At 67.6% G+C, this 15,133-nt stretch carries 14 protein-coding genes; 11 read left to right on the top strand and 3 right to left on the bottom strand.

What is annotated here, in order from left to right; all coding sequences use genetic code 11:
* The first annotated feature begins 181 nt into the window (after positions 1–181).
* The gene (gene pyk / locus PMI14_RS21845; protein ID WP_007857566.1) at positions 182–1,618 is read left to right on the top strand and encodes a pyruvate kinase; all 1,437 of its coding nucleotides are present in this window, start codon (positions 182–184) and stop codon (positions 1,616–1,618) included.
* Positions 1,619–1,633: 15 nt separating this feature from the next.
* On the opposite strand, the gene PMI14_RS21840 is transcribed toward pyk, so the two are convergent.
* Complete coding sequence (locus PMI14_RS21840) at positions 1,634–2,374, bottom strand: phosphatase PAP2 family protein (RefSeq protein WP_007857565.1); 741 nt, start codon at positions 2,372–2,374, stop codon at positions 1,634–1,636.
* Positions 2,375–2,463: 89 nt separating this feature from the next.
* Between PMI14_RS21840 and PMI14_RS21835 the strand changes: the two genes are divergently transcribed.
* The 10 genes from PMI14_RS21835 to PMI14_RS21790 all read left to right on the top strand — a co-directional run bounded on the left by PMI14_RS21835 (position 2,464) and on the right by PMI14_RS21790 (position 12,759).
* On the top strand, positions 2,464–3,171 hold the full coding sequence (locus tag PMI14_RS21835; protein ID WP_007857564.1) for a response regulator transcription factor: 708 nt from the start codon (positions 2,464–2,466) through the stop codon (positions 3,169–3,171).
* A complete protein-coding gene (locus PMI14_RS21830) occupies positions 3,168–4,553 on the top strand; it encodes a two-component sensor histidine kinase (protein ID WP_007857563.1) in 1,386 nt (461 codons plus the stop codon). The genes PMI14_RS21835 and PMI14_RS21830 overlap by 4 nt, the downstream gene beginning before the upstream one ends.
* An 81-nt stretch (positions 4,554–4,634) precedes the next feature.
* Positions 4,635–5,699, top strand: coding sequence for a class II fructose-bisphosphate aldolase (fba, locus tag PMI14_RS21825; protein WP_007857562.1), 1,065 nt, complete (start codon positions 4,635–4,637; stop codon positions 5,697–5,699).
* Between the two features lie 184 nt (positions 5,700–5,883).
* Positions 5,884–6,999 carry a Re/Si-specific NAD(P)(+) transhydrogenase subunit alpha gene (locus tag PMI14_RS21820; protein WP_007857561.1) on the top strand — a complete coding sequence of 372 codons (1,116 nt, stop codon included), beginning with the start codon at positions 5,884–5,886 and terminating at the stop codon, positions 6,997–6,999.
* Positions 6,996–7,709, top strand: a complete 714-nt coding sequence (locus PMI14_RS21815) for a hypothetical protein (RefSeq protein WP_007857560.1) — start codon at positions 6,996–6,998, stop codon at positions 7,707–7,709. Before PMI14_RS21820 ends, PMI14_RS21815 begins: the two co-directional genes overlap by 4 nt.
* Before the next feature lie 23 nt (positions 7,710–7,732).
* A complete protein-coding gene (locus tag PMI14_RS21810; RefSeq protein ID WP_007857559.1) occupies positions 7,733–8,278 on the top strand; it encodes a hypothetical protein in 546 nt (181 codons plus the stop codon).
* Between the two features lie 30 nt (positions 8,279–8,308).
* A complete protein-coding gene (locus tag PMI14_RS21805) occupies positions 8,309–8,635 on the top strand; it encodes an NAD(P) transhydrogenase subunit alpha (protein ID WP_007857558.1) in 327 nt (108 codons plus the stop codon).
* Complete coding sequence (locus PMI14_RS21800; protein WP_007857557.1) at positions 8,632–10,056, top strand: NAD(P)(+) transhydrogenase (Re/Si-specific) subunit beta; 1,425 nt, start codon at positions 8,632–8,634, stop codon at positions 10,054–10,056. The genes PMI14_RS21805 and PMI14_RS21800 overlap by 4 nt, the downstream gene beginning before the upstream one ends.
* A 142-nt stretch (positions 10,057–10,198) precedes the next feature.
* Entirely contained in the window at positions 10,199–11,878 is a 1,680-nt protein-coding gene (locus tag PMI14_RS21795; RefSeq protein WP_035205036.1) for a long-chain-fatty-acid--CoA ligase, read from the top strand.
* Between the two features lie 140 nt (positions 11,879–12,018).
* Entirely contained in the window at positions 12,019–12,759 is a 741-nt protein-coding gene (locus tag PMI14_RS21790) for a 5'-methylthioadenosine/adenosylhomocysteine nucleosidase (RefSeq protein WP_007857554.1), read from the top strand.
* 428 nt (positions 12,760–13,187) lie between these two features.
* On the opposite strand, the gene corA is transcribed toward PMI14_RS21790, so the two are convergent.
* Both corA and PMI14_RS21780 read right to left on the bottom strand, forming a co-directional pair.
* Entirely contained in the window at positions 13,188–14,174 is a 987-nt protein-coding gene (gene corA, locus PMI14_RS21785; protein ID WP_007857552.1) for a magnesium/cobalt transporter CorA, read from the bottom strand.
* Between the two features lie 193 nt (positions 14,175–14,367).
* Entirely contained in the window at positions 14,368–15,129 is a 762-nt protein-coding gene (locus PMI14_RS21780; RefSeq protein ID WP_035205033.1) for a uracil-DNA glycosylase family protein, read from the bottom strand.
* Between the last annotated feature and the right edge of the window lie 4 nt (positions 15,130–15,133).

Genomic DNA, 15,133 nt, shown 5'->3' with positions numbered 1-15,133 from the left:
TGGGTTGAACTGTACGCCTCACGTGTTCAGAGAAAAACCACCCAGTCGCGAACTGTCTGTTCCAGTTTTGGAAATAGTTGCGGATGCCGCATGGGCCTGCCGGGCAGGTGGTAATCGGCATGTAACCGCTTTCGTGTGAAAATTGAAATTCGATTACATAACCGACGAAAGAGACAAGCCCATGCAAACCCGCCGCGCCACCAAGATCGTTGCCACCCTGGGCCCCGCTTCGAGCGACCCGCAACTGCTGGAGGCGATGATCCGCGCGGGCGTCAACGTGGTGCGCCTGAACTTCAGCCATGGCAAGGCGCAGGACCACATCGACCGCGCCACCACGGTGCGCGCCGCCGCCCAGCGCGCCGGACGCGAAGTGGCCATCATGGCCGACCTGCAGGGCCCCAAGATCCGGGTCGGCAAGTTCGCCGAAGGCAAGGTGCAGCTGGTGTCGGGTGAGAGGTTCGTGCTCGACGCCTCGCGCACCGAGCCTGGCGACATCGACGGCGTGGGCCTCGATTACAAGGAGCTGCCGCGCGACGTGAAGGCCGGTGACGTGCTGCTGCTCAACGATGGCCTGATCGTGCTCATCGTCGATTCCGTGCAGGGCGAAGAGGTGCACACCACGGTCAAGATCGGCGGCGAGCTGTCCAACAACAAGGGCATCAACAAGCAGGGCGGCGGCCTCACGGCGCCCGCCCTCACGGCCAAGGACATGGAGGACATCCGCACCGCGATGAGCTTCCAGGCCGACTATGTGGCCGTGAGCTTTCCCAAGAACGCGACCGACATGGAGATGGCGCGCCAGCTGTGCAACGTGGCCGCCTCCGAGTTCCGCCACAAGCCGGGCCTGATCGCCAAGATCGAGCGCGCCGAAGCGATTCCGCACCTCGAAGCCATCCTGCGCGTGAGCGACGGCATCATGGTCGCCCGTGGCGACCTGGCCGTGGAAGTGGGCAATGCCGCTGTGCCGGCGCTGCAAAAGAAGATGATCCGCATGGCGCGCGACCTGGACAAGGTGGTCATCACCGCCACGCAGATGATGGAGAGCATGATCACCAACCCCGTGCCCACGCGCGCCGAGGTCAGCGACGTGGCCAACGCCGTGCTCGACGGCACCGACGCCGTGATGCTCAGCGCCGAGACGGCGGCCGGCAAGTACCCGCTGGAGACGGTGATGGAGATGGCCACCATCTGCGCCGCGGCCGAGGCCGCGGAGGACCACCCGCTGGACGCCGACTTCACGGGCCAGACCTTCGGCCGCATCGACCAGTCCATCGCCATGGGCGCGCTGTTCACGGCCCACCACCTGGGCGCCAAGGCCATCGTGGCCATGACCGACAGCGGCGCCACGGCGCTGTGGATGAGCCGCCACCGCATCCACATCCCGATCTATGCGCTCACGCCCAAGGTGGCCACGCAGCGCAAGATGGCCATGTACCGCAACGTGCGCCCCTTGCTCATGGACACCAGTGCCGACCGCGACACGGCGCTGGAGCAGGCCGAGGGCCACCTCAAGACGCGCAACATCGTGCAGAAGGGCGATGTCTATGCGATTACCTGCGGCGAGCCCATGGGGGCTCCCGGTGGTACCAACATGCTCAAGATCTGCCGCGCCAGCTGATCCCTCCCAAGCGGCTCAGGCCGCGGGTGCGGCGGCACCCGGCGGCGGGGCCAGGCGCACCCGCAGTGCGCGTGCGCCGAGGTCGGCCATCCAGGCGACCGTCCAGCACAGCCAGGCCGACCACAGGGTGTGGCTCATGAAATGCGCGCCCCGCGCCTGCTGGGCCAGGCCCAGCACCAGCCCGGCCACCAGCGATGCCACCAGGCAGGCGCATGCAGCCCGGGGCTGCGTGCGCCGCAGCGCGAACCAGCCGCCGACGAAGGCGAAGCCTGCCGAGGCGTGGCCGGCGGGAAAGCAGCGGCCCCCGCCGCCATCCACCAAGCCCCAGGCCCAGTGCGAGGCATAACGCGCCACGCCCCCGAATTCGGCCAGGTCCCAGGGACAGCTGGTGCTGCTCAGGTTCTTGGCGATGCTGACCGCGGCCAGCGCCAGCAGTGCGCTCACCACCCACTGCAGGCGCTCGCCCATGTCCAGGCGGCGCAGCGGGCCCAGGGGCCACCACACGCCGAGTGCCAGCAGCAAGACCAGCAACCAGCCCACCCGCCGCGCCCCCTCGTGCGCCACATGCACGAAGAACCACTGGTCGCGCAGCGGAAAGCCCGAGCCACTGCCGAAGGCATGGGCCAGCGACAGGTCCCGGCCCAGGAAGTCCCACAGCACCACGAGGGCCAGGCAGGCCAGTGTCCAGGCTGCGATGCGCCGCTGCGCGGAGAACGGGGGGAGGGCGGGGTCAAGGGGCGAGGACGGCAGGCGCATGGGGCGACGATAGGAATCCGCTCTTAAGGCCGTCTTAAACCCCTGCGGCGGTCCGGGCGCAGGCCGCGCGGGACTGCCACAATGCGCGCATGCGAATCCTTGTGGTGGAAGACGATGCCGGCATTGCCAGTGGCCTGCGCACCAACCTGCAGCAGCGCGGCTACGCTGTCGACGTGTGCGATGGCGTGGCGGGTGCCTGGGCCGCCCTGCGCGCCGAGCGCTTCGATGCCGTGCTGCTGGACCTGGGCCTGAAGGACGGCGACGGCAGCGAGGTGCTGCGCCGCCTGCGCGCCAGCCCGGCCGCGACGGCCGGGGCCCAGGCAGCGCTGGCGCTGCCCGATCCGGCCACGCCGGTGCTGATCCTCACGGCGCGCGACCATGTCACCGAACGCATCGCAGGGCTGGACCAGGGGGCCGACGACTACCTCGTCAAGCCCTTCAACGTCGATGAACTGGAGGCTCGGCTGCGCGCCATGCTGCGCCGTGCCACGGGCCGGGCATCGCCCACACTGCGCCATGCCGACATCGAGCTCGACCCCGGTGCGCGCACGGTGCACCAGGCGGGGCAGGCGGTGGAGATGTCGCCGCGCGAGTTCTCGGTGCTGTGGGTGCTGATGGATGCGCGCGGGCGCGTGCTCTCGCGCCAGCAGATCGAGGAGCGCCTATACAGCTGGGACGTGGCCATCGAGAGCAACGCCATCGAGGTCTACATCCACCACCTGCGCCGCAAGCTGGGCAGCACCTGCATCCAGACCATGCGCGGCGTGGGCTATTTCATGCCCCAGGAGAAGCCATGAGGATGAAGGCCTGGGGCCGGCGCCTGCTGCGCGTGGCCGGCAGTTCCTCGCTCACCCGCCAGCTGCTGCTCTGGTCGCTCGGTGCCCTGGTGCTGGTCTGGGCCAGCTTTGTCTACCTGGGCTACCAGACCGGCATCCACGAGGCCGACGAGCTGACCGATGGCCACCTGGCCAGCGTGGCCGCGCTGCTGCTCAACCTGCGTGCGTCGGAGTCCGTCGAGGTCGAGAACACCACGCAGCGTGCCCCCATGCCCTGGCTCAAGGCGCACGACTACCAGCAATCCCTGAGCGTGGTGCAGTGGGATGCACAGGGCCGTTTGCTGGCCCACACGGGCAGCGCCCCCCTGCCCGCCTTCGGTGGGGCCGAGGGCTTTTCCAACCTCACATTGGGGCCCAAGGCCACCGTGTGGCGCAGCTTCTCCCAGTGGTCGGCCGACCGCAGCCGCAAGGTGGTGGTGCTGCTGGAGCTGGGCGAGCGCGATGACCTGGCCGAGGACATCGCCGAACAGATGGTGGAGCCAGGCCTGTGGCTGCTGCCTGTCGTGGCCCTGGCGCTGGGCCTGGCGCTGTGGCGGGGGCTGCGCCCGTTGTACGAGCTGTCCCGCGACGTGGCAGCGCTCGACCCGGCCAGCGCCGAGCGCTTGACCGCCAGCCGTGCCTGGAGCGAGTTCGAATCGGTGGTGGCGTCAATCAACACCCTGCTGGAGCGCCAGCAGGCCGCCATGGCGCGCGAGCGCCGCCTGGCCAACGAGGTGGCGCACGAGCTGCGCACGCCGCTGTCGTCGATTGCGCTGCAGGCCAGCGCACTGGACAAGGGCCTGGACGCTCCGGCCCAGGCCCAGGCCGTGGCGCGCATCGGCCAGGACGCGCTGCGAGCGGGCCACGTGCTCAACCAGTTGCTGGCCCTGGCGCGTGCCAGCCGGGCCGAACTGCACGAGGCCAAGGCGCCCCTGGACCTGGTGGCCGTCAGCCGGGCCGTGTGCGCCGACTACGCACAGGCTGCCTGGCAGCGCGGCGACGAGATCGCGCTGGCCGGCCCTGACCAGATGGCCTTGGCGGGCCATGCCGTGCTGCTGGATCTGGCGTTGCGCAACCTGATGGAAAACGCCCTCAAGCACACCCCGGAAGGCACCCGCATCGCCGTGCAGATGGGGGTCTCCGATGCCGGGGCTGCATGGCTGCAGGTCTGCGACGACGGGGCCCGCGGCGCGGGCGCGCAGCGTGCCGTGGCACCTGCGGACAGCCTGCACCTGGGGCATGAAATCGTGCGCCGCGTGGCCGAGGCCCATGGTGGGCATTTCGGGCCCGCAGCGGCGCCGGCGCCCTTTACCACCTGCTACCGGCTGGAATTCGCCGCAGCGTCGGCGGCGACGGCCGGGTAAAATCCCGGGTTACCAAGCGGTTACCACCGCCCGCTGCCTGTATCCATGGCGCCCCATCAACCCTGAACGGACCCCACGACCATGCCCCTCGTCTCGATGCGCGAACTGCTCGACCACGCCGCTGCCAACAGCTATGGCATCCCTGCCTTCAACGTCAACAACCTGGAACAGGTCCAGGCCGTGATGGCGGCTGCCGACGAGGTGGGTGCACCGGTGATCCTGCAGGCCAGCGCCGGTGCCCGCAAGTACGCCGGCGAGCCCTTCATCAAGCACCTGATCCAGGCCGCCGTCGAAGCCTTCCCGCACATTCCCCTGGTGATGCACCAGGACCACGGCACCTCGCCCAAGATCTGCGCGGGCGCCATCGACCTGGGTTTCGGCTCGGTGATGATGGACGGTTCGCTGATGGAAGACGGCAAGACCCCCTCGTCCTTCGAATACAACATGGAAGTGACGCGCAAGGTCGTCGACATGGCACACAAGGTCGGCGTCACCGTGGAGGGCGAACTCGGCTGCCTGGGCAACCTGGAAACCGGTGAAGCCGGCGAGGAAGACGGCATCGGCGCCGAAGGCAAGCTGGACCACAGCCAGATGCTGACCGACCCCGAGGAAGCCGCCGTGTTCGTCAAGGCCACGCAGCTCGATGCCCTGGCGATCGCCATCGGCACCAGCCACGGCGCCTACAAGTTCAGCCGCAAGCCCACGGGCGACATCCTGGCCATCAGCCGCGTCAAGGAAATCCACCAGCGCATTCCCAACACCCACCTGGTGATGCACGGCTCCTCCTCGGTGCCTGCCGAGCTGCTGGCCATCATCAACCAGTACGGCGGCAAGATGAAGGAAACCTACGGCGTTCCCGTCGAGGAAATCCAGGAGGCCATCAAGTACGGCGTGCGCAAGATCAACATCGACACCGACATCCGCCTGGCCATGACCGGCGCGGTGCGCAAGTTCCTGGCCGAGAACCCCGACAAGTTCGACGCGCGCGAATGGCTCAAGCCCGCACGCGAAGCCGCCAAGCAGGTCTGCAAGGCCCGCTACCTGGAATTCGGCTGCGAAGGCCAGGGCAGCAAGATCAAGGGCCTGAGCCTGCAGCAGGTGGCCCAGCAGTACGCCGCAGGCACGTTGGCGCAAGTGGTGCACTGAACCACCGGCCCCGGCCTACAAGCCCGCAAGTCCCGTGCTTGCGGGCTTTTTTGCGCCTGGAGTGTCTCCTTTGCGATGGGGAGTTCCCTCTACATCAGCCAAATGCAACAGCCATCAAAGTTTCTTCATGTAAGCTCGCGGTCAGTAAGTAAGTAAAACCACTGACCTTGAGCAAGGAGACGACATGCTGATTGGTGTGCCTGCAGAGTCCATGGCAGGAGAGACACGGGTTGCCGTGACCCCCGAAACGGTCAAGAAGCTCAAGGCCCAGGGCCATACCCTGCGCGTCGAGGCCGGCGCCGGCATTGCCGCCAGCGTCACCGATGCGGCGTACGAAGCGGCCGGTGCCGAGATTACCGATGCCGCGGGCGCCTGGGGCGCCGACCTGCTGCTCAAGGTGCGCTGCCCGTCCGAGGCCGAGACGCCGCGCCTGCGCGCGGGCACCACGCTGGTCGGCATGCTCAACCCCTTCGATGCGGCGGGCCTGCAGCGCCTGGCCACGGCCGGCGTGACGGCCTACGCGCTCGAAGCCGCTCCCCGCACCACCCGTGCGCAAAGCATGGACGTGCTGTCCTCCCAGGCCAACATCGCCGGCTACAAGGCCGTGATGATCGCGGCCGACCGCTACCAGCGCTTCTTCCCCATGCTCATGACAGCCGCCGGCACCGTGAAGGCCGCGCGCGTGGTGATCCTGGGCGTGGGCGTGGCCGGCCTGCAGGCGATTGCCACGGCCAAGCGCCTGGGTGCCGTGATCGAGGCCTCCGATGTGCGCCCCAGCGTCAAGGAGCAGGTCGAATCGCTGGGTGGCAAGTTCATCGACGTGCCCTACGAGACCCAGGAAGAAAAGGACGCCGCCGAGGGCGTGGGCGGCTACGCCCGCCCCATGCCGCCCAGCTGGCTGGAGCGCCAGAAGGCCGAGGTCGCCAAGCGCGTGGCCCAGGCCGACGTGGTCATCACCACCGCCCTGATCCCCGGCCGCGCGGCCCCGGTGCTGGTGACCGAGGAGATGGTCCAGTCGATGAAGGCCGGTTCGGTCATCGTCGACATCGCCGCCCCCCAGGGCGGCAACTGCCCGCTCACCGAGCCCGGCAAGACCGTCGTCAAGCACGGCGTGACCCTGGTGGGCGAGACCAACCTGCCGGCCCTGGTGGCGGCGGATGCCTCGTCGCTCTACGCGCGCAACGTGCTCGACTTCCTCAAGCTCATTGTCAACAAGGAAGGCGTACTGCACATGGACCTGCAGGACGATATCGTGGCTGCCTGCCTGATGGCCCATGAAGGCACGGTGAAGCGCGCATGAGGCCCCTGCTGCCCCGCCTGCTGGCCGCTGCGGCGGCCCTGGCGGTTCTTTCCGCCTGCGCCCCCATGCCTGCCGGCCCTGCCGAGTTCAGCGCCGGGCGCACGCGCGTGGTGCTGCCGTCTTCCGCCTGGGAAGACCTGGGCAGCTTCGATGACGCTCTGGCGGCATTGCCGCCACCGGCCAGCCTGCCCCTGCAGACCCGCGCCGTGGCCCTGCGCGGCGCCCGCAACGAAGTGCTGGCGGTGATGCTGGTGCAATCCCACCAGCGCAGCGACCCGCGTGACCGCACGCTGTGGACGGCCTCCTGTGCGCAGGAGCAGGGCCTGTGGGTGCGGGATGCGGCCGCCGGCAGCCCCGTGCGCGTGGACTGCCTGCGCTTCAAGCGCTGGGCCCACTCCAGCGACCGCTTCCTGGACAAGGCCAACCCGGGCCTGGTGCGCTGGATCGGTGAGCGCGGCGTGGCGCTCACGCAGCCCTACTCGCATGTGAACTACCGCTATGCGACCGAGGGCGGTGCCTACATCGAGGTGAATGCGCTGGTGGACCTGCGCCTGCTGAAGCTGCCCGCAGGCAATACCCCCGACTACCTGCGCGCCGGCTTGCCTGCCGAGGCCTGGAGCCAGCAGATGGCCCGGGCCGCACGCGTGAGCGTCGGCATGCTCGATGGATTCCTGGCCGTGCCGCCGTTCCCCGCCGCACTGCCGCAATAAAAAAGCCAAGGGAGGCACGGAACATGGGGATCATTTTGCAAATCCTGGGCCTGGTCATCACCTTCACCATGGCCATGGAGGCCCTGCGGCGCTTCGGCATCGATGTGGGCTGGCTCAACCCGCTGACCTTCTTCCACCGGCGCGCCTGGCGGAAAAAGGTCACCACGCCACCGCTCTACGCGCTCGACCATCCGGTGGACGTGGTCGCCGTGCTGGCCCTGGCCACGGTGCAGACCACGGGCGCCATCACGGTGCAGCAGAAGACCGGCGTGCAGGCGCTGTTGCGCGAGCACCTGGCGCTGACCGATGGCGATGCCGGCAGCCTCTGGGTGGCCAGCGCGCACCTGCTGCGCAACCGCGCGCTGGCGCTCACCGAGCTGCCCGAGGTACTCGCGCGCAGCGCCGACAAGTTCACCGATTACCACGTGCAAACGCTCAAGACCGTGATGCGATCGGCCGCTCTGATCGAGCCGCCCATCAACCCGGCCCAGCAGCAGCTGATCGACGCTGTGGATGCCTATTTCGCCAAGAAGAATGCCGCCAAAGGCCCCTGGTCTGCCGGAACCTAACGCCAATTGAAGAAAGAAGGACACATTTCCATGGATGCCGTCTCTCCCACCCTCATCAACCTCATCATCTTCGTGCTGGCCATCTATGTGGGCTACCACGTGGTCTGGACGGTGACCCCCGCGCTGCACACGCCCCTGATGGCGGTGACCAATGCCATCTCCGCCATCGTCATCGTGGGCGCCATGCTTGCCGCGGCGCTGACCGAAACCACGCTGGGCAAGAGCATGGGCGTGCTGGCCGTGGCGCTGGCTGCGGTCAACGTGTTCGGCGGCTTCCTGGTGACGCGCCGCATGCTCGAGATGTTCAAGAAAAAGGACAAGAAGGCTGCCCCCAAGGCTGAAGGAGGCCAGGCATGAGCATGAACCTCGTCACGCTGCTGTACTTGGTGGCCAGCGTCTGCTTCATCCAGGCGCTCAAGGGGCTCTCGCACCCCACGACCTCGATCCGCGGCAATGTCTTCGGCATGACGGGCATGGCGATCGCCGTGCTCACCACCGCGGCGCTCATCGTGGAGCTCTCGGGCGGCAAGGCGCAGGGCATGGTCTATGTGCTGGGCGCCCTGGTGGTGGGTGGCGCGGCCGGTGCCATCATGGCCAACCGGGTCGAGATGACCAAGATGCCCGAGCTCGTGGCCTTCATGCACAGCATGATCGGCCTGGCAGCGGTGTGCATTGCCGTGGCCGTGGTGGCCGAGCCCTGGGCCTTTGCCATCGTGCCCAAGGACGCCCCCATCCCCGGCGGCAACCGCATCGAGCTGGCGCTCGGCGCCTTCATCGGCGCGGTCACCTTCAGTGGTTCGGTGATCGCCTTCGGCAAGCTCTCGGGCAAGTACAAGTTCCGCCTGTTCCAGGGCGCGCCCGTGCAGTTCCCCGGGCAGCACAAGCTCAACCTGGTGCTGGGCCTGGCCGTGCTGTTCTTCTGCTTCGGCTTCTGGCATTCGCAAAGCTGGGTCGACATCGTGCTGGTGATCGCGCTCGGCTTCATCCTCGGCGTGCTGATCATCATCCCCATCGGCGGCGCCGACATGCCGGTGGTGGTCTCCATGCTCAACAGCTACTCGGGCTGGGCGGCAGCGGGCATCGGCTTCTCGCTCAACAACTCGATGCTGATCATCGCCGGCTCGCTGGTGGGCAGCTCGGGCGCGATCCTGAGCTACATCATGTGCAAGGCCATGAACCGCTCGTTCTTCAACGTGATCCTGGGCGGCTTCGGTGGCGACACCGCCACCGCGGCGGGTGGTGCCAAGGAGCAGCGGCCGGTCAAGAGCGGCAGCGCCGACGACGCGGCCTTCGTGCTCGGCAACGCCGAGACCGTGGTCATCGTGCCCGGCTACGGCCTGGCGGTGGCGCGCGCCCAGCATGCGGTCAAGGAACTGGCGGCCAAGCTCACCGAAAAGGGCGTGACGGTGAAGTACGCCATCCACCCGGTGGCGGGTCGCATGCCCGGCCACATGAACGTGCTGCTGGCCGAAGCCGAGGTGCCTTACGATCAGGTGTTCGAGATGGAGGACATCAATGGCGAGTTCGGCCAGGCCGACGTGGCCATCATCCTCGGTGCCAACGACGTGGTGAACCCCGCGGCACACACCAAGGGCAGCCCCATCTACGGCATGCCTATCCTCGAGGCCTACAAGGCCAAGACCGTGATCGTCAACAAGCGCTCCATGGCCGCGGGCTACGCCGGCCTGGACAACGAGCTGTTCTACATGGACAAGACCATGATGGTCTTCGGCGATGCCAAGAAGGTCGTCGAGGACATCGGCAAGGCCATCGAGTAGTCCTTCCCCACGGCGAAAAGACCCTTTGGGCGCTACGGCGAAAGCCCTGTCGCCTAGGGGAAACTAAGCACCCACGGAACCCGCACCGGCAGAGACAATGCCGGGGTTCCATTGCAACGAGAAGTTTGGAGAGACACGCATCATGACCGACCGTCCCTGGCTGGCCGCCTATCCGCAAGGTGTTCCCGCAGATATCGATACCTCGCAGTACCCCTCCCTGGTGGCGCTGATGGACGAGGCGTTCAACAAATACGCCAGCCGCGTGGCCTACAGCTTCATGGGCAAGGACGTGAGCTACGCCCAGACCGATTCGCTGAGCGCCGCCTTCGCGGCCTACCTGCAGGGCCTGGGCCTGGTCAAGGGCGACCGCGTCGCCATCATGATGCCCAATGTGCCGCAGTACCCCGTGACGGTGGCCGCGATCCTGCGCGCCGGCTTCGTCGTGGTCAACGTGAACCCGCTGTACACCCCGCGCGAACTCGAGCACCAGCTCAAGGACTCCGGCGCCAAGGCCATCGTCATCATCGAGAACTTCGCCACCACGCTGCAGCAGTGCATTGCCAACACGCCCGTCAAGCACGTGGTGCTGGCGGCCATGGGTGACCAGCTGGGCCTGCTCAAGGGCACGCTGGTGAACTATGTGGTGCGCAACGTCAAGAAGATGGTGCCCGCCTATGACCTGCCCGGTGCCGTGCGCTTCAACGACGCCGTGGCCAAGGGCACGCGCGGCAGCTTCAAGAAGCCCGACATCCGTCCCGACGATATCGCCCTGTTGCAGTACACCGGCGGCACCACCGGCGTGAGCAAGGGCGCGGTGCTGCTGCACCGCAACGTGATCGCCAACGTGCTGCAGTCCGAGGCCTGGAATGCGCCGGTGATGGCCAAGGTGCCTTCGGGCGAGCAGCCCACCAGCGTCTGCGCGCTGCCGCTGTACCACATCTTCGCGTTCACCGTGAACATGATGCTGTCCATGCGCACGGGCGGCAAGACCATCCTGATCCCCAACCCGCGCGACCTGCCGGCGGTGCTCAAGGAGCTGTCCAAGCACACCTTCCACAGCTTCCCGGCCGTGAACACGCTGTTCAACGGTCTGGCCAACCACCCGGACTTCGACACCGTCAACTGGAAGAACCTCAAGGTCTCGGTGGGCGGCGGCATGGCCGTGCAGGGCGCCGTGGCCAAGCTCTGGCTGGAGAAGACCGGCTGCCCGATCTGCGAGGGCTATGGCCTGTCGGAGACCAGCCCCTCGGCCAGCTGCAACCCCGTGACGGCCAAGGAATACACCGGCACCATCGGCGTGCCGATTCCCGGCACGACGATGAAGCTGCTGGACGACGAAGGCCACGAGGTCACCACGCTGGGCCAGCCCGGCGAGATCGCCATCAAGGGCCCGCAGGTCATGGCCGGCTACTGGCAGCGCCCCGACGAGACCGCCAAGGTCATGACCGATGACGGCTACTTCAAGTCCGGCGACATCGGCATCATGGACGAGCGCGGCTACTTCAAGATCGTGGACCGCAAGAAGGACATGGTGCTGGTCAGCGGCTTCAACGTCTACCCCAACGAGGTCGAGGAAGTGGTCGCCAACTGCCCTGGCGTGCTTGAATGCGCGGTGGTCGGCGTGCCCGACGAGAAGACCGGCGAAGCGGTCAAGCTGGTCATCGTGAAGAAGGACCCGGGTCTCACCGAGGCCCAGGTCAAGGAGTTCTGCAAGGCCAACCTCACGGGCTACAAGCAGCCGCGCGTGATCGAGTTCCGCACCGAGCTGCCCAAGACCCCGGTGGGCAAGATCCTGCGCCGCGAGCTGCGCGACAAGAAGTAAGAAGACGCCAGCGAAACCACCCTGCCCGCGGTGCTGTGAACGGCGCCGCCCAGGGTGTGTTTTCGACGAAGGGCCTTCGGCTGGAATAATCGCAGACCTGCGAGCCCGGCCGCAGGCCCTTTTCCTTTGCCCCAAGCCACATGACCACAGCCATCCTCAGCGCCCTGCCCGAAGAACAGGCCAGCCTCGTCGCCCGGCTCGAGCGCGCCCAGCGCCTCACGCACGCCGGCCGCTCCTTCTGGCGGGGCGAGCTGTGCGAGCGGCCCGTTGTGCTGGCGCTCTCGGGCATCGGCAAGGTGGCGGCGGCCACCACGGCCACGGCGCTCATCGAGCATTTCGGCGTGGCGCGCATCGTCTTCACCGGCGTGGCGGGGGGGCTGGGGGATGGCGTGAACGTGGGTGACGTGGTGGTGGCAGAGACCTTTGTGCAGCACGACATGGACGCCTCCCCGCTGTTCCCGCGCTGGGAACTGCCTGGCTATGCACGCACGCGGCTGGCCTGCGATGCGCACCTGTCCACCCTGTTGCGGGAGGCCGCGCGCAGCTGCCTGTCCGGCGCCGGCCGCCTGCCAGAATTGGGCGACGGCGCGCACCGTGTGCACCACGGCCTCGTCGCCAGTGGCGACCGCTTCGTCTCCAGCGCCCAGGAAGCCCGGCAGCTGCGCGACAGCCTGCGCCAGGCTGGCCACGACGTGCTTGCCGTCGAAATGGAAGGCGCCGCCGTGGCCCAGGTTTGCCTGGACTACGCCATCCCCTTCGCCGCCATCCGCACCATCTCCGACCGCGCCGACGACACCGCACACGTCGATTTCGCCCAATTCGTCCAGACCGTCGCCAGCCGCTATGCCGAGCACATGCAGGCCCTGATGCGAGCGCTGTGACCTGATAGATCCACGGGAGCAGGCGTTGATTCAACCCCTGCTCGGTAGCACCAAGGCGCGCAGCGCCTGAAGTGCAAATACCAGCGCCACCGTGGATCCGGCTTTGCCGGGCCACCGGAGGCGTCCCCCCTCGGGGGGGAAGGCGCGCAGCGCTTAGAGCCTGCTCACGGTCTTTTTCGGGGTGCGCATGCAGCCCACGGCACGCCCATCTAGGCGTCCGCCGCAGCCCATACGTCCGTATGGGCAAGGTGGACAACGACGAGGGGCGGGGTGTGGGCTACATGCCCTTCGGGTTGCCCCCTCCTGGCGGCCCATGCTGCGTTACCCATCCTCGATGGACATAAGTCCATCTTGCGGTGGGCGCCTTGCCTGGACCGCCAGGAGGGGGCAACGCACCCCGAAAAAGACCGTGAGCAGGCTCTCGGGGGCTACTTCAACCAGCCGCGCCTGCGGAAGTACCACATGGGCACCACCGCGCTCGCCACCATCAGCGCGATGCCATAGGCATAGCCGTAGGTCCACTTGAGCTCCGGCATGAATTCGAAGTTCATGCCGTAGACGCTGGCGATCAGCGTGGGCGGCAGCAGCGCCACGCTGGCCACCGAGAAGATCTTGATGATCTTGTTCTGGTTGATGTTGATGAAGCCGACCGTGGCGTCCATCAGGAAGTTGATCTTGTCGAACAGGAAGGCCGTGTGGTTGTCCAGCGATTCGATGTCGCGCAGGATCTGGCGCGCCTCTTCGAACTGCTCGGAGTTGAGCATCTTGCTGCGCATCATGAAGCTCACCGCGCGGCGCGTGTCCATCACGTTGCGGCGGATGCGGCCGTTCAAGTCTTCCTGGCGCGCGATGGCGGCCAGCACCTCGCCGGCGCGGGTGTCGGTCACGTCGCCGGCCAGCACCTGCTTGCTCACCGCTTCGAGCTCGTCGTAGATGTTCTCCAGCGTATCCGCCGAGTACTCGGCATCGGCGTCGAACAGCTTGAGCAGCACCTCCTTGGCGTCCTCGATGAGACCCGGCGCCCGGCGCGCGCGCATGCGCAGCAGCCGGAACACGGGCACGTCCTCGTCGTGGATGGAGAACAGCACGCCCCGGCTCTTGAGGTTGGCGTTGTGCTGGTTCAGGATGAAGGCCACCCGCACGGAGCGCGGGTTCTCGTCATCATCGATCAAAAAGTCGCTGCGGATGTGCAGCTCGCCGTTGTCTTCTTCGTAGAAGCGGGCGGATTCCTCGATGTCCTCGTCCATCGCATCCTCGGGGATGGACAGGCCGTAGTGCTGCTTGATCCAGCGCTTTTCTTCGAGTGTGGGGGCTTCCAGGTCCACCCAGATCGGCTGGAACTTGGCGAGCTCTTCCAGGGATTCGATCTCTTCCTGGAACAGCCGGCCATTGGCGAGCGTAAAGATGTTGAGCATGGGCTCACTCCCTTGGTAATTGGCGTCTGCGGTGGGGGGTCAGGGGTTGCTTTCAACCCCACGGCAGGCCGGGGAGCTGAAAGCTACCAACTCGGGTAGGTTTCCAAGGAGCTTTCTCCGTTTAAAAATGCAAGCGCCGGATTATCGCACCGGGCAGCCGGCGTGTCTGTGGCGAGGACCTGGCCGCGGCGGCTCAGGCGGCGGCCGCGCGCACGATGGCCAGCGCCTGGCACAGGTCGGCCCAGGCGGCGGCCTTGTTGTCCTGCGAGCGCAGCAGGAATGCGGGGTCGTAGGTGACCACGGCCGGGCAGCCCGCCAGGGTGTGCGGCCCTGCACGCAGGCGGCCCAGGGGCTCGGTGCTGGCCAGCGCGGCCCGGGCCGCCACATGGCCCAGCACCAGCACCATGGCCGGCCGCAGCGTGACAACGGCCTGCGCCAATTGCCCGGCGACGTCGGCATCGCTGCTGTTGCCGTTGCCGGAGCCGGCACGCTCCAGCGCCGCGAGGAACACCCGGGGGTGGCGGTGCAGCTGCATGGCGCGCAGCATGTTGTCCAGCAGCTTGCCGGCATCGCCCGAGAGCGGCTCGGCGGGATGGGGAATTTCGGCCACGATGAGCCAGCCACCGCCCAGGCCCGCGGGCGTGCGCGCCGGGTCTGCCCCGGGGTACAGCGCCTGGGGCGCGTGCACTGCCAGGCCGGTGGCTGCTGCGGTCGCGGCCGCCACCGGGGCCACCGGTGTGGTGGCCACAGGCGCGCGCTGCGCCGCCGGTGCGGGGGTATGCACCACCGGCGGTGGCTGCACAGCCGCAGGCGGCGGTGGGGCAAGGCGGGCTGCGGCCACTGCCACGGGGGCGGCGGCCGCGGGCGGTGCGGCAGCGGCCTCGCCGGGGGCCCACACGGTCACCCTCATCTCCTGAAGCATGGCGCGCTGGCGCGCATCGAGTGAAAGGCTCATAGGG

This window comes from Acidovorax sp. CF316 (genome assembly GCF_000276605.1).
Taxonomy (GTDB): domain Bacteria; phylum Pseudomonadota; class Gammaproteobacteria; order Burkholderiales; family Burkholderiaceae_C; genus Acidovorax.
This window is presented reverse-complemented; position numbering and strand designations above follow the sequence as displayed.